Source organism: Streptomyces sp. CB01881 (assembly GCF_002953255.1).
In the GTDB taxonomy this organism is placed as follows: Bacteria; Actinomycetota; Actinomycetes; order Streptomycetales; family Streptomycetaceae; genus Kitasatospora.
Window position 1 is genome coordinate 6,222,904 of the sequence record NZ_CP026498.1, and the last position, 19,455, is coordinate 6,242,358.

The window sequence follows — 19,455 nt, forward strand, 5'->3', positions numbered from 1 at the left end:
GTTCACACCCGCGTTGAGCGGCACGGCAACCACCGGAATAGGGCGGCCCCGCGCACTGCGTCCTCGCTGTGTTATTTCAAAAGGAATCTCCAACCCCAGAAGAATCTGAGGCCGGGGATGTCAACATATCTGGCGTTGACTTTTGGCACGCTGTTGAGTTCTCAAGGAACGGACACTTCCTTCGGACCGCCTTCCAGCGGGCCCTCCGGGCGCTTCGTTCTTTCGTGTTCCCAGCTTATCAGATGTTTTCCGCTCCGTTTCCGGCGCTTCGTTCACCCAACTCGCTGGTGTCTTCTGCGGCTTGACGCCCCGTCCGACGTTCCAAACTCTAGCCCATCACCGCTCCGAGAAGCGAATCCGGCCGCAATCCATATAAACGGACACGCCGAATAAGACCCGAGCCGCACCGCCGAAAAAGGCAAAGCGCGACCCAACCCGAACCGGGAAGTGGTGTTTCTAGGGATTGGCTGCCCCGGGACCGTCCGCGCCGATGCGTGTCCGGTGCTCCCTGCCAGGCAGCTCGAAGAACACTAGACCTCTTGGGCCCCCGGGTCAACCCCGGCCATCGGCCCACTTCCCGGGCTCGGTCTCGGGCCCACTCCCGGGCTCTGTCTCCGGCTCCGCCCCGGAGTTCTGCCCCGGCTCCAGCTCCGGCGGGTCCTCCTCGGCCGGCAGCTGGAAGGCGAGCACGGCGACGTCGTCGTCGTGCTCCGCGGTCACCCCCATGGCCCGGAGCAAGCGGGCGCAGATGACCTCGGGGGCGCCTTCCGCGCCGGTGAGGGTGCGGGCCAGCAGGTCGAGGCCCTGGTCGATGTCCTCGTCCCGGCGCTCGACCAGGCCGTCCGTATAGAGGACGCCGGTGGTGCCGGGGAGCAGGCGCAGGGTGTGCGAGACGTGGACGCCGCCACCGGTGCCGAGCGGCGGGCCGTTCTGTTCCTCGCTGCGCAGGACGGTGCCGTCGGGGCAGCGCAGCAGGACGGGGAGGTGGCCGGCGGAGGCGTAGGTGAGGGTGTGGCGCTGCGGGTCCCAGACCGCGTAGGTGCAGGTGGCGATCTGGTTGGCGTCGATCTCCATGGCAAGCCCGTCCAGCAGGCGCATCACCTCGTGCGGGGGGAGGTCGAGGCGGGCGTAGGCCCGGACTGCCGTCCTGAGCTGTCCCATGACCGCGGCGGCGCGCAGGCCCCGGCCCATGACGTCGCCGATGACCAGGGCGGTGCGTCCGCCGTCGATGGCGATGACGTCGTACCAGTCACCGCCGACCGCCGCCTCGGCGCCGCCCGGCTGGTAGGTGGCGGCGACCCGGAGGTCGGCCGGCTGGTCGAGCTTCTGCGGGAGCAGGCTGCGCTGGAGGGTGACGGCGGCCTCGCGGTGCCGGCGTTCGGACTCCCGCAGGCGGGTGGCGGCAAGGACCTGGTCGGTCACCTCGGCGGCGAAGATGAGCACCCCGGCCGGCGGCGCCCCCTTGTGCTCCCGGTGCTCCCGGTGCTCGTCGGTCTGCCCCGGCTCGGCGCGGTGGTCCTGGCGGCTGAGCGGGACGCAGGAGACGTTGTAGTAGCGGTTGCCGGTGAGGCCGAGGATGCACCGGGCCTTGACGCTGCGCGGGCGGCCGCCGCGGATGACCTGGTCCATGAGCGGCAGGACGCCCATGGTTCCGAGTTCGGGCAGGGCGTCGCAGGCGGGCAGGCCGGTGGGGCGGTCGCCGAAGAGTTCGCGGTAGGCGCGGTTGGCGTAGCCGAGCTGGTGCAGCGGGCCGTAGGTGACGGCGACGGGGGCGGGGATGCGGTTCAGCACCTCCCGCAGGTCCTGGGGCTTCTGCGGGTCGAGCACCTCGGTCGGGCTGACGAGGCTGGTGGGGTCGCGTGGGCTGGGGACCACGACGTCGCCGGACGGCGCGCCCTGGTCGGTGCCGTTCCCGGTGGGCGGGGCGGCACGCCAAGGGACTCCGGTGAGCCGGGCGCTCCAGCGCATGAGGTTCAAACGACGGCCGCTTCCTCGATTTCCAGGCATATCATCACTTTTTGTGTGCGCACTGGCACACGGGGTAATGACTCGGTTGGGCAGATCCTGTCAGGCGGAGGCCCGATTCCGGAAGTCGCGCGCCCACGGCGCGGCCGTCATGTCAGTCCGGGCCCGGCCGGGAGCCGGACCCGGGGCCCGGTCCGAACCCCGCCTCGAACTCCGAGCGCGGGTGCTCGACCGCCCCCAGCGAAACCACTTCGCGGGAGAACACCCCGCCCAGGAGCCAGTCCATCAGCACCCGCACCCGCCGGTCGGAGCTCGGCAGCCGGCGCAGGTGCCGGGCCCGGTGCAGCCACCACGCCCGCCGGCCGGTCAGCCTGCCGCCACGCCGGGTGTGCGCGACCGCGCGGCCCAGGCCGAGCGAGGTGGAGCAGGCGGCGCGGTCCGGCCGGTACTCGGCGATGCCCACCGCCCGCGGGCCGCCGTCCAGCGCGACCAGCACGTTGGCCGCGAGCAGCTCCGCCTGGGCGAAGGCGTGCTGCGCGTTGGGGGCGCAGGAGGCGCCGTCCGCGTGCGGGTCGGGTACGGCGGCACCGTCGCCGGCCGCCCAGACGCCGGGGAGCGCCCGCCCGTCCGGAGCGAGGACCTGGAGGGTGGCGAGGCAGCGGACGCGGCCGGAGGTGTCCAGCGGCAGGTCGGTGTCGCGCAGCAGCGGGGACGGGCGCACCCCGGCCGTCCAGACCAGGGTGCGGGCGGCGAAGCGGCTGCCGTCGGAGAGCGCCATGACCCGGCCGGCGGCCGAGTCCAGGGTGGTCCGCAGCCGGACGTCGACACTGCGCTCGCGCAGTTGCGCCAGCGTGTGCGCGGCCAGTTCGGGGGACTCCTCGGCGAGGATCCGGCCGGAGGCCTCGACCAGCACCCAGCGCAGGTCCTCGGGGCTGACGTTGTGGTAGCCGCGGACCGCGTACCGGGCCATGTCCTCCAGCTCCGCGAGGGCGCCGACGCCGGCGTAGCCCGCGCCGACGAAGACGAAGGTGAGCGCGGCCTGGCGCAGGGCCGGGTCGCGGGTGGCGGAGGCGAGGTCGAGCTGCTCCAGGACGTGGTTGCGCAGGCTCACCGCCTCGCCGACGGTGGAGAAGCCGAGGCCGTGTTCGGCCAGGCCGGGGACGGGTGCCGTCCGGGAGACCGAGCCCGGGGCCACGACGAGGACGTCGTAGTCCAGTTCGACGGGGGCCGGCGGTTCGCCGTGGCCGGCGGCGTCGGCCCAGGCGCGGCGGGTGGCGTGCTCGATCCGGGTGACCCGCGCCGTGAGGACGCGGCAGTCCGGCAGCGCGCGGCGCAGCGGGACGACCACGTGGCGGGGGTCGATCGAGCCGGCCGCGACCTCGGCGAGCAGCGGGTGGTACGTCAGGTAGGGCTGCGGCTCGACGACGGTGATCTCCACGTCGCCGCGCCGGAGCCGCTCGCGCAGGCCGCGCTGGAGGTGCAGCGCGGCGGACATCCCGGCGCAGCCGCCCCCGACGATCAGGATCCTGATAGCGCACCTCCTGCCGAAGTGACCTTCCCGCCGGCCCCGTCGGCCGGGGCGCCCCCCACCACGCCCTCCATGAAGGACCGCCGGAGGGCCTCTTGTCCACAGTCCGTGCCGAGGCAGTTGGGACGGGAGTGGACAGGTGGGGCCGGATGTGCTGCCGGGGTGACTTTCTGACGCACTTTCGGCTTTCAACGGCGGTGAACTATGGTCGGATTGTGTGTCGGAGCGGCCATCGCCATGTCAATCGGCGGCGACGCACCGTGGAGCTGCCATTACGGCCAGTTCCAGCGTTGGCGGGAGCAACCCGACTGCGGGAGCGTGATCCGGGGAAGGGTAGTCCCGGACGAGGCCTCAAACGTGTGGTCTTCATGCGTATGCGGCCGGACACGTGCGGTCCGGCGATCGTGGTCGGGCACCACCTGGGCGGAGCGAACGGCACGACCGGCACGAGCGATGGGTCATCTGGTCATTTCTGACAACGGACGGAGCTGCACCGGGGGGTGCAGGGGCGGGCGACGACAGGGTCCGGGATCGGGCGCCTGCGGGGGAGAGTTGGGATGATGGAGCAGGAACGACTGTTGGGGCGGGATGCGCCGCGTGCCGTCCCGGGTGTGGTGCCGGAGCAGCGCGGCCCCGGCGGCCTTCCGGAACAGGCCACGGTGGCGTACGCCGGGGTGCCGTACCGGAGCGAGCCGCCGCAGGGCGGTGGCGGGCCCGTACCCGGGGCCCGGTTGCGGGTGGACGCCCGGCGCAACCTGGAGAGCGTGCTGCGCGCGGCCCGCGAGGTCTTCGGCGAGTTCGGCTACGGCGCGCCGATGGAGGAGGTCGCGCGCCGGGCCGGGGTCGGGGTCGGCACGGTCTACCGGCGCTTCCCGAGCAAGGAGGTGCTGGTCCAGCGGATCGCCGCCGAGGAGGTGGCCTGGCTGACGTCGCAGGCGCGTGAGTCGCTGTACGGCGGCGGCGGTGCCTGGGAGTCGCTGGCCGGGTACCTGGCGCGGGCGGTGTCCACGGGTGCCGGGCGGCTGCTGCCGCCGGAGGCGTTCCGGTACGCGGACGAGCTGGGCCGGGTGCCGGAGCAGCGTTCCGGCGATCCGGTCGGGGCGGGCGGGCTCCCAGGGGGCCGGTTCGAGCCATCCGGCGCCGGGCCGTTCGGCTCCGGGTCGTACGGCTCCGGATCGTACGATGCCGGACCGCAGGGTGCCGGACCGCAGGGTGCCGTGGCGCAGCAGGGCGGCGCCGAGCCGCCGGCGGCCGATGCGGACCCGCGGCTGTTGCTACAGCTGCTGGCCGCGCTGGTGGCCCGGGCGGGTGCGGCGGGCGAGCTTCGGCCCGGGGTCACGGTGGCCGACGTCGTGCTGGTGCTGACGGCCTCGGTGCCGGTGCACGCCACGCGCGCGGTGGCGGGCGAACCCGTGCACGCATCGGCCGTGGTCCCGGCGGGGGGTTCACCGACGAGTGGCCGGCCGACGGACGGTCAGGCCTCCGAGGGCCCGGCCGACCGGCTGCTGCAGATTCTGCTGGACGGGCTGCGGGCGCGCTGAGTCCCGGCGCCCGGGCGCGGCCGCCGTCCGCTGCGGGCAGGTGAGTTGGGCGTCGGACCGGGGCGCACGGACAGGTCGCGCGCTCCGCGCGTCCGCCGTGCCGCCGGGCGCCGTGCGCGGGACGAACACAGCCGCGACGGCCCCTCGGAAGAGTGGGTCACGGCGGTCCGGCTACCGCCCAACTCTGCGCTATGCCATCCTTTGCCCGTGGTTGGAGCCAATGTCCCGATGCGCGCCGTTCGCGCGCACCCGGCGCCGCGCAGCGGGGAATCGTGCGCCCACGCCCTCCCGCACGCCCTGCCACACTTCGGGGGCTGTCGTGGAATCTGGGGTCCGTTGTGAGCGCCGAGGAACAGAACGACTACGGCTACGGCCTCGACTTCGGCCGATCCGGTACGGGCGGGCCGGAGGGCGTGGCTGAGGGCCCGAGCGCTGGTACGCCCGGTCACGCGCCCGGTCACGGGCCGGGGCGCGCGCCCGGCTCCCCGCCCGGGCGCTCCGGGCCGTTGCCGTCCGGACACCAGTCCGGACACCAGGGGGCCCGCGGGAATCCGGCGCATCCGGGACAGGTGCCGGACCAGGCCGGCATGCCCAGCCGCGAATCGCTCTCCGCCTCGGCCGCCGCGCTCCCGCCCGCCCGCGTCCCCGGCCAGGCCCCGGCCGGACGGGGTGGGGTCGCCCCCGAGGCCTTCGTCGGCAACGGCGTCCCCGCCCGCCCGACCGTGCCCGCCCCCGCCGACCCGGTGGACGGCGAGCGCCCGCCCTCGGACGCCGAGTTGACCGCCCTCGTCCGGTCCGGTGACGACACCGCGTACGAGGAGATCTACCGCCGGCACGCCGACGCGGTGCGCCGCTACGCCCGGACCTGCTGCCGCGACAGCTTCACCGCCGAGGACCTCGCCGGCGAGGTGTTCGCCCGCACCCTGCAGGCGCTGAAGGCGGGCAAGGGTCCGGAGTTCGCCGTCCGCGCCTACCTGCTGACCGCGGTGCGCAACGTCGCCACCGCCTGGACCCGCAGCGAGCGGCGTGAGCAACTCGTCGACGACTTCAGCGTGTTCGCCCAGACCTCGGCCGCCACCGTCGACCTCGACCTGGCCGACCCGGGGGCCGACGCCTGGGCGATGGCGATGGCCGACCAGCGCATGGTCATGCAGGCCTACGCCGAACTGCCCGAGGACGACCGGATGGTGCTCTGGCACACCGAGGTCGAGCGGGAGTCCCCGAAGACCGTCGCGGTGATGCTCGGCAAGACCGCCAACGCCACCGCCGTCCAGGCGCACCGCGCCCGCGACCGGCTGGCCGCGGGCTTCCTCCAGGCCCACGTCTCGGGCAGCCAGGACCGGGACTGCGCGGCGTACGCCAACCGGCTCGGCGCGTACGCGCGCGGCTCGCTGCGCAAGCGGGCGTCGGCCGAGGTCGGCCGCCACCTCAAGGAGTGCGACCGGTGCACGGCCGCCTGCCTGGAACTGTCCGAGATCAACCACGGCCTGCGGGCGCTGCTGCCCGGCGGCGTGCTGGTCTGGGTCGGTGTGGGCGGGTTCAGCGCCGCCGCGGCCGCCGTGGGCGGGGCTGCGGCGGTCGGCGGTGCGGCGGCGGGAACGGCGGCGGCCACGTCGGCGGGTACGACCGCGGGCACGACGGCCGGTGCGACGGCCGGTGCGGCCGGGGGCGCCGCCGGTGGTACGGCGGGTTCCGGCGGCGGGGCCGTCGGCGCGGTGGCCGGTGAGGGCCTGGGCGCCGCCGCCAAGGCCGGGATCGCCGCCGCCGTCGCGGTGGCCGCGGCCACCGCCGCCGCGTACGCGCTGACCGGCGCGCCCGAACCGAAAGCCCCGGTGGCCGCTCCCCCGGTCTCCGCCCCCGCCGTGCCGGCCCCGCCGCCCGTCGCGGCGCCGGAGCCGCCGAGCCCGGCCCCGAACAGCCCCGTGCCGGTGCCGGAGCCGGTGGAGGAACCGTCGCCGGGCCCGTCCGCCACGCCCGCGCCGAAGGCCCCGCCCGCCCCGGCTCCCAAGGCCGTGCCGCCGCCGGCGCCGAGCCCGCGGCCGACGACGGCGGCGGCCGCGCCGACCACCAGCCCGACGCCCGGGCCACAGCCGCCGAAACCCCCCGTCCCGAAGCCCACCGTCCCGGAGGTGCCGACGCCGGTCGTACCGCCGGTGCCCACGCCGGACGTCCCCGTGGTGCCCACCCCGACGCCCCCGCCGGTGCCGACTCCCAAGCCGCCGACGCCCAAGCCACCGACGCCGACGCCGACGCCGCCCGCCCCGACCGACTTCTGGGCCGACGACCTGCCGGTGCTCAAGCCCGGCAACAACCGGGTCCCGCCGCCGGGCCCGAGCATCCGGCAGAAGGGCAGCGACTGGTTCTGGCAACGGGACAGCGTCTCGATCGGCGGCACCCGGCACGCGCACGGCATCACCGTGCACGCGCCCGCCGGCACGCTGGTCGACCTCAACCGCGGCTGCACGTCCTTCGACGCGCTGGCAGGAGTGGACGACATCACCGCCTCACCCGGCGGCGTGATCTTCTCCGTGCAGGGCGGCGACGGCCGCACGCTGTGGAGGTCGCCCGTCCTGGCCACGGGCGACGACGCGGTGCCGGTGCACGTGCCGCTGGACGGGCAGCGGTCGATCCGCCTGGTGGTCACTCCCGCCCACGGCGTCTGGTCGGCCCTGAACGCGGCGGACTGGGCCGAGGCCCGCTTCAGGTGCGTCTGAAGCGGGCGTCGGGGGGGCTTGCCGTGAGGGGCGGGCGGGTCAGATCGCGCAGGATCCGTCCGCGCACGCCTCGCCGGCCGCGGCGACCTGCACCGGCACCGGGCGGCGCTCGCCGATCTCGGTGGCGACCTGCTCCAGCACCTTGCGGAAGGTCTCGGCCTCCTGACCGCCCTGGACCGCCCACTTGCCCTCGAAGACGAAGGTCGGCACGGCGGTGATGCCCAGCTCACGGGCCTCGGCCAGCTGGGCACGGACCTCCGCGGTGCCCTCGTCGCCGGCCAGGTAGGCCGCCACCCGGTCGCGGTCCAGGCCGGCCACGACGGCGACCTCGGTGAGCGCCGCGCGGTCGCCGACGTCCACGCCGTCGGTGAAGTGCGCCTTGAGCAGCGCCTCCTTCAGCCGACCCTGCACGGCCGCGCCGTACTCGGTCTCGGCGAGGTGGAGCAACCGGTGACCGAGGAAGGTGTTGGCGTGCAGCGCCGCGTCGAAGTCGTAGGTGATGCCCTCGGCGAGGCCCAGCTCGGCCACCCGGGCGTCCATCGCGACGGACTGCGGGCCGTAGCGCTCGGCCAGCCAGGCGCGGTGCGGGCTCGCCGTGGCGGGCGCGTCCGGCACCAGCTGGTACGGCCGGTAGACCACCTCGACGTTCTCCTTGCCCGCGAAGCCGTCCAGCGCCTCCTCGAAGCGACGCTTGCCTATGTAGCACCAGGGGCAGGCGATGTCGGAGTAGATCTCGACCTTCATGACGGGGTTTCTCCAGGGGGTGGGGAGCATGGTTCCGAGATAGGTGAACGATGAACCATCTCGGGACATTCCCGGCAGCGCGCAGTGCGGCGGCTCAGGGTGCCGGCGGAGCGGGGACGACCAGGACCGGGCAGCTCGCGTGGTGGACCGCCGCCGAGGTGACCGATCCCAGCAGCAACCGGGTGAAGCCGCCGTTGCCGCGGGTGCCGATCACCAGCGTGTGGTGCCGGGCCGACGCCGCCAGCAGCACCTCGATCACGTTGCCGAGCACCACGTACAGCGACAGCTCCCCCTCGTACCGGCGGGTCCGGGCCCGCTGCACCGCGGCCACCGAGCGGCGCAGGCCGTCCGCCATGCTCTCGACCAGCGTCTCGACGCTCTCCTGCACCAGCTCGGCCATCCCCGGCGGGTAGCCGCCCGGCGCCGGGTTGACCACCGCGAGCACGTACAGCGGCAGGCCGAACCGCTCGGCCTCGGTCATCGCCCGGTCCAGCGCCCAGAGCGAACCGTCCGAACCGTCGCACGCCGCCAGCACCCCCGGCGGGCGGCCCGTCGGCGGCCGGCCGAGCACCGACAGGACGACGGGGACGGACGGATCCGGGCTGGCGCTGGTCACCACGGCCTCCACGGGAGCGGGACGGGACGGGCAGGACGGGCAGGACGGAGGGAGCGAGTCGGAATGGCGCCATGATTGCCCGCCCGGCCCGTCCGGACGGGCGTGCCGCGCCGGAGCCCCGGCCGGAGCCCCGGCCGCGCGGGTCAGGCGAAGCGGGCCGGGGCCAGGGCGGCGCGCTCGGCGACCGGGAGGCCGGTCCAGCAGGCGCCGTGCCGGCGGGCGCGGACGCGGCGGAGCCAGAGCTCGGTGGCGACCAGTTCGGCGAGGCCGGCCAGGGTGCCCGGCGCCGGCGGGGTGGACGGGTCGGCGGAGCGGGCCAGGCCGGCCCGGACGGCGGCGAGGTCGATCAGGCCCGCCTCGGCGAGCAGCGGGGCGTCGAACAGTTCGGCGAGGCCGTCGGCGGCGAGCCGCAGGCCGGCCCGGGCGGGGGCGGTGCGGTCGGGACGGGTGCCGCGGCCCCAGTCGGACGGAAGGTCGGTGCGGCCGGCCCCGGTGAGGACGGCGTGCAGCAGGGCGGACCGGGCGCCGGGCTGGAGTCGGACGTCGTCGGGGAGCAGCCGGGCCGCGCGGACCACCTGGTTGTCCAGGAACGGCGCGTGCAGCCGCTGGCCGGGCTGTTCGGCGGCGTGCACCAGGGTGCGGAACCCGCGCGCGTGCCGGTGCAGGGCGTACCGGGCCCGTCGCGCGCCGGGCAGCTCGGCGGGCGCCGGCTCGCGCGCCGCCAGCCGCAGCCGCAGGGCGACGGCGGACAGCGCCTCGTCGGAGAGCCAGCGGGCCGCCGGGCCGGGGACGCACCAGGCCAGGTCGTCCGCCGAGCGCGCGCCCGCCGTCCCGCCCCCGTCCGGGACGTGGCGGAGCGTCAGCCGTACCGCGGCGTCGTCGAGCGCCTCGGCGTAGCGGATCCGGGAGAGGCGGTGGGCGGCCCGGACCACGGTGAGCGGGGTGCGCAGCGCGCCGGCCAGGACGCCGACGGCGGCCCGGTCGGCGCCCGCCAGCGCGGCGACCGGGGTCAGCAGCTCGCGCGGGCGGCCGGCCCGGACCAGGTCGGCGAGCCGGGCCGGGTGGCCGTCGAGGACCTGACGGGCGCCGTAGCCGGTGAGGTGGTCTGTGCCGCCCGCGCCGAAGCGGGCCTCCGCACGGACGGCGGCGACCAGCTCGGGGCCGGGTTCGTCGGTGAGCCGGCCCGCCTGCGGGTCGGCCCGCAGGTCCGCGTACGGGAGGGTGCCGGGCCCGGGGGCGAGCACGGTGTGCCGCAGCCGGGGGAGGTCGGGGGCGAGCGCCAGGGTGGCCGGCGTCTCGGTCTCGTCGAGGGTGACGGCGGCCAGCTGCTCGGGCGCGGACGGCGGCCGGGCGGCCGGGCGGGCCCAGGAGCCCTTCACGGCCCCGCTCCTGGCGGCGGCCCCGGCGCCGTCGCCCCCGGCCGCCGTCGCCCCCTGGGCGGGAACGCCCGCGCCGGGCGCCGGGGCGAGCGGCACGGCGGCGGCGAGCAGCGCGACGGTGGCGGACGCCGTTCCGTACGAGAGGTCGACGCCCAGCCGGGCCCGGCCGTTGCCGGCGGCACCGGGAGCGGGGGTGCGGACCCGGGAGCGGACCGACTCCAGCAGGGCGCGGGTGAGTTCCCGGACGGCGGGCGCCTCGCCTCGCTGCCGCGCCGCGCCGCCCGGCTCGTCGTACGCCGAGAGGTAGGGGCGGCCGCCCCGGATGGCCAGCGCGTGGCCGGGCGGCACCTGCTGGACGCCGAGGTAGGGGGTGCCGGTGCCGAGTGCCTCCGGGGACTCGGGGCAGGCCAGCCGGGCGGCCAGGTGGCCGGTGTCGAGGGGCGCGCCGATCAGGTCGGCGAGCGGGAGGGCGGCGGTGGCGTACGCGGTCCCGCCGGCCCAGGGGGTGTGGAAGACGGGCTGGGCGCCGGCCAGGTCGGTGAGCAGCACGGTGGAACGGGTGCCGGTGCGCAGCACGACGGTGTAGCTGCCGGGCCAGGCGGTGAGGTGGCGGACGGCGCCGCCGCGGGCGGCGGCCAGGCCGGCGGCCAGTTCGGCGTCGGAGGCTCCGCAGTGGCCGAGGACGGCGAGCCGGGTGGTGGCGGGGGTGTCCTCGGCGGGGTCGGGGCCGGCCGGGCCGGTGGTGACGGTGGCGGGGGCGCCGGGGCGGATGGTGGCCAGGCGGATCTCCTCGGGCCGCCAGTCGCCGACCGCCCAGAGCGGGTTGGGGCCGGTCCAGAGGGCGCGCGCGGCGATCGGTGCCACCGCGCCGGGCGCCTCGTGCGCCGGGGTGCCCGGCCGGGTCGTGCCCGTGCTCCAGCCCGTCAGCCACCGCATCGCGCCTCCACCGGACGAGGACCTGCCGCCGTGCGGCGCCTCCGCCGCCGGGCAGCCCCGTGCCAGCCCGTGGCGCGCCGCGGCGGCCGCCCACCGCGGATCCGGCGCGCCGTCAGGAGACATCGTGCCACCGGTTCGCCGCGCCGTGACCGGAGTTGGCGTTTCCGATTTCGCGGCGCCGGGCCGCACCGGCCGGCTGCCGGGCGGCGGTGCCCGGTGGCGCCGCGGCTCCCGCCGGGCGGGCCGGGCCTCCCCCTCCCCGGCCCGGACCGCCCTCGCGACCGCCTTGTCATGGCCATCGCGAGATGGCCGAAAGGCGTCGTTCGGCCCGGGAGGGCATCCGCATGCCCTCCCGGACTCCGCCGCCGTCCGCGGGGATTGAGACGGCGGCATCCCCCGGCCCGCCGGGTCCTCGACGGCGGGCCGACCCACGACCACCAGCGAATCGCCGACCAGCCGGTCGGGCCAGGGGGCACGGCCGGGCGCACATCGACACGGGACCGGAGCACAACGCTCCGGCGCGCGGCCGGGCCGACCACCGGCGGCCGGTTCCGAGCGGTCCGGACCAACCCCGCCGCGCCGCCCGCCGGAGCACCGGCCGGCCGCCGCCGGGTGCGCGATCCCGCCATCCGGAATGCGGCCTCTTAACCCTCGGAACGCGTCCGACTACTCTAGGTACAGCAGCTACGGCCCGGTGCCGCCCGGGCCCCGCGCACAAGGCCGCAGGAGGTGCCGCCGCCACCATGACCGTCAGCCCACGAGGACCGAACGAACGGCTCGGCACGCTCCTGACCCTCGCGCAGATCAGCAACGCCGGCCTGGCCCGCCGGGTCAACGACCTCGGCGCCCAACGCGGACTGACGCTGCGCTACGACAAGACCTCGGTGGCCCGCTGGGTCAGCAAGGGCATGGTCCCGCAGGGCCCCGTCCCGCACCTGATCGCCACCGCGATCGGCGGCAAGCTCGGCCGGCCGGTGCCGCTGGAGGAGATCGGCCTCGGCGACACCGACCCGGCGCCCGAGCTCGGCCTGGCCTTCCCGCGCGAGATCTCCGAGGCGGTCCGCTCGGCCACCGACCTCTGGCGGATCGACCTCGACCTGCGGCGCGGCCCCGGCGGCGGCCGCTGGAGCGACAGCCTGGCCGGCACCTTCTCGGTCGCCGCGTACGCGACCCCCGTCTCCCGCTGGCTGATCACCCCTGCGGACGGTTCGGTGGCCCGCGAGGCGGCGCGCACGCCCGCCGACGCGGGCTCCTACCGGGTGGGCCACTCGGACGCCGCCAAGCTCCGCGAGGCCGCCCAGGAGGCCCGCCGCTGGGACTCCAAGTACGGTGGCGGGGACTGGCGTTCGTCGATGGTGCCGGAGTGCCTGCGGGTGGAGGCGGCGCCGCTGCTGCTGGCCTCGTACAGCGACGCGGTCGGCCGGGCGCTGTTCGGCGCGACCGCCGAACTCACCCGGCTGGCCGGGTGGATGGCGTTCGACACCGGCCAGCACGAGGCCGCCCAGCGCTACTACATCCAGGCGCTGCGGCTGGCCCGGGCCGCCGCCGACGTGCCGCTCGGCGGCTACGTGCTGGCCTCGATGAGCCTGCAGGCCGGCTACCGGGGCTTCGCCGAGGAGGCGGTCGACCTCGCCCAGGCCGCCCTGGAACGCAACCGGGGCCTGGCCACCGCCCGCACCATGAGCTTCTTCCACCTGGTCGAGGCGCGGGCCCAGGCCAAGGCCCGCAATGCGGCGGCGTGCGCGACGGCGCTCGGCGCCGCGGAGAGCGCGCTCGAACGGGCTCGCGCCGGGGATCCCGATCCGGCGTGGATCGACTTCTACGCCTACGACCGGCTCGCCGCCGACGCCGCCGAGTGCTTCCGGGACCTCGGAGTGCCCTCCAAGGTCCGCCAATTCACCCGCGAGGCACTGGCCCGCCCCACCGAGGGCTACGTCCGCTCGCACGGGCTGCGGCTGGTCGTCTCCGCGATGGCCGAGGCCGAGGCGGGGAACCTGGACGCGGCGGTCGCGGCCGGCGAGCGCGCCGTCGAGGTGGCCGGCCGGATCTCCTCCCAGCGCAGCCGCGAGTACGTGGTGGAGATGCTCCGCCGCCTCGAACCCTTCCAGGGGGAGCGCCGGGTGAGGGAGCTGACGGAACGGGCGCGCGCAGTGATCGTCGCCCCGGCCTGAGCGGGACGCCCGACGGTAATTCGGATGCGCCGACGGGAGAGGCCTGGCTATGGTCTCTCTCGTCCAGGTGCGCAGGCAGGGGTTACTTCCTTTCGACGGAGCGTGTCGCGGGTTCGAGTCCCGCCATCGGCTTCGGGCCGGTGTAGCTCAGTTGGTAGAGCAGCTTGTTACCCCAGCCGCTTCGGAACTCTGGACACTCATACGTGAATAGGTTTTCCGCACCTCCCGGTGCGACGACAGCGGTTACTTCGTGGAGTGCCCCGGCGGGGCGCGTTGAATCGGAAAACCAAACCGCCGCCACCTTTGATCTCGGGAGGCAGAGCGCCGGGGTGCCCGGTGCGCAGGCGGGGGTTACTTCGGATCTTGCGGTTCCGGGTTCGAATCCCGGGCGTGCCGTGCGCGAGCGCGGTCGCTAGCTCAATCCGGTAGAGCACAAGGCATTACACCTCCGCCGAGGCCGGCCGCCGGGCCGGCACGATCTCGGGCACCCCTTCCTTTGCCATGCCTCCTGCCCGTCCGACCAGTCAGCAGGGGGATTCCACCATGTCGCGTTTCAACGTCCGCACGGCCAGGCCGAGTCCGGGCTCGCCCGTGACCACCACCGGGCGGCGCACCGCCAACCACAACGGCGGCACCGGATTCCTCCGCGACGCGAAGTCCGAACTCTTCCTGCTCTCGGTGGCCAACCTGGTCGGCCAGGACACCTTTTACGAGACGGGCGGCGACCGCGACGACCGCTACACCGCACTGGTGCGCGAACTCGCCGTCGTCGAACCGGAGTGGACCCTCGGCCTGCTGCGCTGGCTGCGGTCCGACGCACACCTGCGCACGGCGGCGCTGGTCGGCGCCGCCGAGTTCACCCGGGCCCGGCTGGACGCCGGGGCGCCCGGCCACTCCCGGCAGGCCGTCGACGCGGTGCTCCAGCGCGCGGACGAACCCGGCGAGCTGCTCGCCTACTGGACGTCCCGCTACGGCCGCGCGCTGCCCAAGCCGCTCAAGCGCGGCATCGCCGACGCCGTCCGCCGGCTCTACCACGGCCGCTCGCTGCTCAAGTACGACACCGCGTCCAAGGGTTACCGCTTCGGGGACGTGCTGGAGCTGACCCACCCCTCGCCCGACCCGGCCAAGCCGTGGCAGGGCGAGCTGTTCCGCTACGCCCTGGACCGCCGGCACCGGCCGGAGGAGGCCGTCCCGCCCGCCGCCGACCGGCTGCTCACCGCCAACCGCGAACTGCTCGCACTGCCCGTCGAGGAGCGGCGGGCGGCGGTCACCGCAGAGGGCGGCGCCGAGCGGCTCGCCGCGGCCGGGCTGACCTGGGAGGCGCTGGCCGGATGGCTCCAGGGACCATTGGACGCGGCCGTCTGGGAGGCGGTCATCCCGTCCATGGGCCCGATGGCGCTGGTGCGCAACCTGCGCAACTTCGACCAGGCCGGCGTCCCGGACGAGGTCGCAGCCGAGGTCGCCCGGCGGATCAGCGACCGGGAAGAGGTGCACCGCTCCCGCCAGTTCCCGTTCCGCTACCTCGCCGCGCACCGGCACGCGCCGTCGCTGCGCTGGGGGCACGCACTGGAGACCGCGCTCTCCCACTCACTCGCCAACGTGCCCTCGCTCCCCGGCCGGACGCTGGTCCTGGTCGACCGCTCGGGCTCGATGTTCGACCGGCCGAGCGCACAGACCCAGCTCAACCGGGCCGACTCGGCGGCGATCTTCGGAACCGCGCTGAAGGTCCGGGCGGCCGACGCCGACCTGGTCGAGTTCGGCTCCACCAGCCGGGTCGTCGAGGTGGGCAGGGGGGAGGCGGTGCTGCGCGTCCTGGAGCGCTTCGGCGACCTCGGCGGCACCGACACCACCACGGCCGTCCGCACCCACTACCGCGGACACGACCGGGTCGTCATCGTCACCGACGAGCAGACCGGTCCGGGCCACTGGAGCGGCGGCGACCCGCTGGCCGCCGTGCCGGCCGGCGTCCCCGTCTACACCTGGAACCTGGCCGGCTACGCCACCGGCCACGGACCGAGCGGCTCGGCGAACCGGCACACCTTCGGCGGGCTGAACGACGCCGCCTTCCGGCTGATCCCCCTGCTCGAATCGGGCCGGGACGCGACCTGGCCGTGGCTGGAGCCGAAGGGCCGCTGAGGCCCCCTCGACCGGCACGGCCCGCCGTGGCAGCATCGGCGGCGGGCCGTGCCGGGGCGGAGCGAGGAGCGAGCGGTGGCGTACGACATCGACGTGCTGGTGGTGGGCGGGGGAATCGTCGGGCTGTCCACGGCGTACGCGCTGACCCGGGAGCGACCGGGGCTGCGGCTGGCCGTGCTGGAGAAGGAGGCCGGCTTCGCGGCGCACCAGACCGGCCGCAACAGCGGGGTCATCCACAGCGGCGTCTACTACCGGCCGGGCTCGCTCAAGGCCCGGTACGCCGTCGCGGGCGCCGCCGAGATGGTTGGGTTCTGCCGCACCCACGACATCCCGCACGAGGTGACCGGCAAGCTGATCGTGGCGACCGGCCCGGCCGAACTGCCACGGCTGCGGGCGCTGGCCGAGCGCGGCCGGGAGAACGGCATCCCCGTCACCGAGCTGGACCGCGCCGGGATCGCCCGGTACGAGCCGCAGGTCACCGGCATCGCCGGGCTGCACGTCGGAACCACCGGGATCTGCGACTTCCCCGCCGTGGCCGGCACCTACGCCCGGCTGGCCCGCGAGGCCGGGGCGGAGCTGCGGACCGGGACGGAGCTGCGGGCGGTCGCCCGCCGGGCCGACGGGGTGACGGTGCAGACCTCCGCCGGGGAGCTGCGCTGCCAGGTCCTGGTGAACTGCGCGGGCCTGCACAGCGACCGGATCGCCCGGCTGGCCGGCGACGACCCCGGCGTGCGGATCGTGCCGTTCCGCGGCGAGTACTACGAACTGGCCAAGGACCGCCGGGAGCTGGTCCGCGGCCTGGTCTACCCGGTGCCCGACCCGGCGTTCCCCTTCCTCGGCGTGCACCTGACCCGGGGCATCCACGGCGACGTGCACGTCGGCCCGAACGCGGTGCCCGCACTGGCCCGCGAGGGCTACGACTGGCGCACCGTGCGCCCCCGCGACCTGGCCGGGACGCTCGCCTTCCCCGGCACCTGGCAGATCGCCCGCCGGCACTGGCGGTACGAGCTCGGCGAGCTGCACCGTTCGCTCTCCAAGCGGGCGTTCACCACCGCCGTCCGGCGCCTGCTGCCCGCCGTCACGGCCGAGGACCTGGTGCCGGCCACCGCCGGGGTGCGGGCCCAGGCGGTCGGCCGGGACGGCTCGCTGCTGGACGACTTCGCCTTCGCCGGGTTCGACCCGGAGGACCCGCGCTCCACCCGCCGCCTGGTGCACGTGCTGAACGCGCCCTCCCCCGCGGCCACCGCCTCGCTCCCGATCGGCCGCGAGGTGGCCCGCCGGGCGCTGGCCGCGCTGGAGGCGGGCGGGTGACCGCACCCGGCGCCCCGGCGCACGTGCGGTGCGCCCGGCACGTGCGCTGCGCCGGGAACGCGCGGTGCGCCGGGTGCGTCGCGTGCGTCACAGGCCCTGCGGCCCGTGCGCGGCGGCCCCGTAGACTCGGGTGATTGTGACTGCCACCGCCCCGATCCCCCAGCAATCGCCGTCCGCCCGGCTCTCCGCCGCGCCGGCCGGCTACCCCGCGCCGATGTACCCGCACCGGGCCACCGAGGCCCAGCACAGCGAGCGGCGCATCCGCAGCTTCCAGCCGCGCCGGGGCCGGATGACCAACGCCCAGGCGGGCGCGCTGGACCGGGGCTGGGAGAAGTACGGCATCGCGATCGACGGCAGCCCGCTGGACCTGCGCGAGCTCTTCGGCGACCTCCCGGTCACCCTGGAGATCGGCTTCGGCATGGGCGAGACCACCGCCGCGATGGCCGCCGCCGACCCGGCGACCGGCATCCTCGCGGCCGACGTCCACACCCCCGGCCACGGCAACCTGCTCGGCATGCTGGAGCGCGACGGCTCGAAGAACGTCCGGCTCGCCGCCGGCGACGCCGTGATCCTGCTGCGCGACATGCTCCCCAACGCCTCGCTGGCCGGCCTGCGGGTCTACTTCGCCGACCCGTGGCCCAAGCCCAAGCACCACAAGCGCCGGCTGGTCCAGCCGTCCTTCCTGGAGCTGGTGCTGCCCCGGCTGGCCCCCGGTGCCCTGGTGCACTGCGCCACCGACTGGGAGCCGTACGCCGAGCAGATGCTGGAGGTGCTCTCCGCCTCGCCCGAGCTGGAGAACCTGCACCCCGAGGGTGACGGAACCGGCTGGCTGGAGCCCGCCGACCACCCGGACGGCAGCATCCCCGGCTACGCACCGCGGCCGGACTGGCGGCCGGTCACCAAGTTCGAACGGGCCGGCATCGCCAAGGGCCACGTGGTGCACGACCTGCTGTTCCGCCGCCGCTGAGCCGCCGCCGGGCGTTCGACCCGGTGGCCCCGCGGAGCCCGTACGGCCCGGACCGGCCCGGCCCGGGCGGGGGGATTCGTCCCGAGTCCTCCCGTGGGGCCGGTGCCTTGGCCTACCCTGTGCCGGGTGAGCAGCCCGTCCGGCGGCGGCTTCCGGACCACCGTCCGGGCCACCGCCGACGACCGAGAGGTGCCCACGCGCACCGCCGGCACCCGCACCATCCCGGGGCCCCGGAGGCGCCGGGCCCACCGGATCGTGCCCTGGACGCCGCCCGTCCCCCCGCCGTCCGTCCCCGTGCCGTCCGCGGCCGTGCCGCCCCGGCCGCCGCGCCCCGCCCGCCCGGTCGCGCTCTCCTCCGTCACCGCGACCGCCGTCCTGACCCTGGCCGGCTGCGGCGTCCTGATCCTCCACCTGGTCCGCCGCCAGACCGGCACCACCGGGCTGCTGGTCGGCCTCGGCCTCGCGATGGTCCCGCTGCCCTTCGTGCTCGGCGGCCTCGCCTGGCTCAACCAGACCGCCCGGGTGCCGCTGCGGCACACCGTGTTCTGCCTCGGCTGGGGCGCCTTCGCGGCGACCACCGTCGCCATCCTCGCCAACGGCTGGACCAGCACCTACCTGACCGCCCACCAGGGCGGACTCGGCGAGATGCTGGGCGCCGACCTGGTCACCCCGGTGATCGAGGAGAGCGCCAAGGGCGCCGCGCTGCTCGTCCTGCTGCTCCCGCTCGGCCAGCGGTTCCGATGTCGCGGCCACCGCACCGACCGCCCCTGCGCGACCGTCCTGCACCGGCTCCCCGGCCCCCGGCCGCCCCGCCCGTACGGCCGGCGGCCCGCCCTGCCGCACGCCCGCGGACGGCTGCGCCCCTACCTGCGCCCGCTGCCGTACCTGCGCCCGTACCCGCTGACGCACGACCGCCCGCGCGCCCGCGCGCGGCCGCGCACGCTGGCCGCCGGCGTGGTCCTCGGCGGGATCACCGCCTGCGGGTTCGCCTTCACCGAGAACGCGCTCTACCTGGGGCGCGCCTTCACCGACGACCAGCAGCAGCGGCTGGACAGCATCGGCCTCGGGGCGGCGCCCAGCCTGCGGGACTTCGACAGCACCGTGCAGACCTTCGTCCTGCGCGGCCTGCTCTCCCCCTTCGCGCACCCGCTCTTCACCGCGCTGACCGGGCTGGGCCTGGCCGTCACCCTCACCACCGGCCGCCGCTGGCTGGCCCGGCTGGCCGCCCCCGCCGGGCTGCTCCTCTCGATGGCCCTGCACGGCACCTGGAACGCCGCCGCCGACCTCGGCACCCACGGCTTCCTGCTGGTCTACGCCGTCCTGATGGTGCCCTGCTTCGCCGCCCTGGTCTGCTTCGCCGCCTGGGCCAGGGCCCGCACCGCACGCCACGGAACCCGCCGGACGAAGGCACCGGAGCGGGCCCGCTGAGGAACGGATTTCCCATCCG

Annotated in this window: 12 protein-coding genes; 7 read left to right on the forward strand and 5 right to left on the reverse strand. The window is 75.9% G+C overall.

The window, feature by feature from the left end; all coding sequences use genetic code 11:
- Nucleotides 1-552 precede the first annotated feature (552 nt).
- On the reverse strand, nucleotides 553-1,968 hold the full coding sequence (locus tag C2142_RS16975) for a SpoIIE family protein phosphatase (protein WP_148644844.1): 1,416 nt from the start codon (nucleotides 1,966-1,968) through the stop codon (nucleotides 553-555).
- 151 nt (nucleotides 1,969-2,119) lie between these two features.
- Nucleotides 2,120-3,496 (reverse strand): FAD-dependent oxidoreductase, encoded by a 1,377-nt coding sequence (locus tag C2142_RS16980; protein ID WP_148644845.1) that lies wholly within the window; start codon nucleotides 3,494-3,496, stop codon nucleotides 2,120-2,122.
- A 554-nt stretch (nucleotides 3,497-4,050) separates the two neighbouring features.
- Here C2142_RS16980 and C2142_RS16985 point away from each other — a divergent pair.
- Both C2142_RS16985 and C2142_RS16990 read left to right on the forward strand, forming a co-directional pair.
- Nucleotides 4,051-5,034 (forward strand): TetR/AcrR family transcriptional regulator, encoded by a 984-nt coding sequence (locus C2142_RS16985; protein ID WP_148643424.1) that lies wholly within the window; start codon nucleotides 4,051-4,053, stop codon nucleotides 5,032-5,034.
- A 587-nt stretch (nucleotides 5,035-5,621) separates the two neighbouring features.
- Complete coding sequence (locus tag C2142_RS16990; protein ID WP_241002626.1) at nucleotides 5,622-7,748, forward strand: sigma-70 family RNA polymerase sigma factor; 2,127 nt, start codon at nucleotides 5,622-5,624, stop codon at nucleotides 7,746-7,748.
- A 39-nt stretch (nucleotides 7,749-7,787) separates the two neighbouring features.
- Here the strand turns inward: C2142_RS16990 and C2142_RS16995 are convergent, their stop codons facing one another.
- The 3 genes from C2142_RS16995 to C2142_RS17005 all read right to left on the reverse strand — a co-directional run bounded on the left by C2142_RS16995 (nucleotide 7,788) and on the right by C2142_RS17005 (nucleotide 11,423).
- Nucleotides 7,788-8,492 (reverse strand): DsbA family oxidoreductase, encoded by a 705-nt coding sequence (locus C2142_RS16995; protein WP_148644846.1) that lies wholly within the window; start codon nucleotides 8,490-8,492, stop codon nucleotides 7,788-7,790.
- Between the two features lie 94 nt (nucleotides 8,493-8,586).
- Nucleotides 8,587-9,108, reverse strand: coding sequence for a universal stress protein (locus C2142_RS17000; RefSeq protein ID WP_162002491.1), 522 nt, complete (start codon nucleotides 9,106-9,108; stop codon nucleotides 8,587-8,589).
- 143 nt (nucleotides 9,109-9,251) lie between these two features.
- Nucleotides 9,252-11,423, reverse strand: a complete 2,172-nt coding sequence (locus C2142_RS17005; RefSeq protein WP_148643426.1) for an asparagine synthase-related protein — start codon at nucleotides 11,421-11,423, stop codon at nucleotides 9,252-9,254.
- A gap of 743 nt (nucleotides 11,424-12,166) precedes the next feature.
- Here C2142_RS17005 and C2142_RS17010 point away from each other — a divergent pair.
- From C2142_RS17010 to C2142_RS17030, 5 genes are all read left to right on the forward strand, one after another.
- Nucleotides 12,167-13,594, forward strand: coding sequence for an MFS transporter (locus C2142_RS17010; RefSeq protein WP_148643427.1), 1,428 nt, complete (start codon nucleotides 12,167-12,169; stop codon nucleotides 13,592-13,594).
- Between the two features lie 543 nt (nucleotides 13,595-14,137).
- A complete protein-coding gene (locus C2142_RS17015; RefSeq protein WP_148643428.1) occupies nucleotides 14,138-15,730 on the forward strand; it encodes a TROVE domain-containing protein in 1,593 nt (530 codons plus the stop codon).
- 75 nt (nucleotides 15,731-15,805) lie between these two features.
- Nucleotides 15,806-17,041 (forward strand): L-2-hydroxyglutarate oxidase, encoded by a 1,236-nt coding sequence (gene lhgO, locus C2142_RS17020; protein ID WP_148643429.1) that lies wholly within the window; start codon nucleotides 15,806-15,808, stop codon nucleotides 17,039-17,041.
- 136 nt (nucleotides 17,042-17,177) lie between these two features.
- Nucleotides 17,178-18,008: a tRNA (guanosine(46)-N7)-methyltransferase TrmB gene (trmB, locus tag C2142_RS17025; protein WP_241002627.1), complete on the forward strand. Its 831-nt coding sequence runs from the start codon at nucleotides 17,178-17,180 to the stop codon at nucleotides 18,006-18,008.
- 126 nt (nucleotides 18,009-18,134) lie between these two features.
- Nucleotides 18,135-19,436, forward strand: a complete 1,302-nt coding sequence (locus tag C2142_RS17030) for a PrsW family intramembrane metalloprotease (RefSeq protein ID WP_148643430.1) — start codon at nucleotides 18,135-18,137, stop codon at nucleotides 19,434-19,436.
- Nucleotides 19,437-19,455 lie beyond the last annotated feature (19 nt).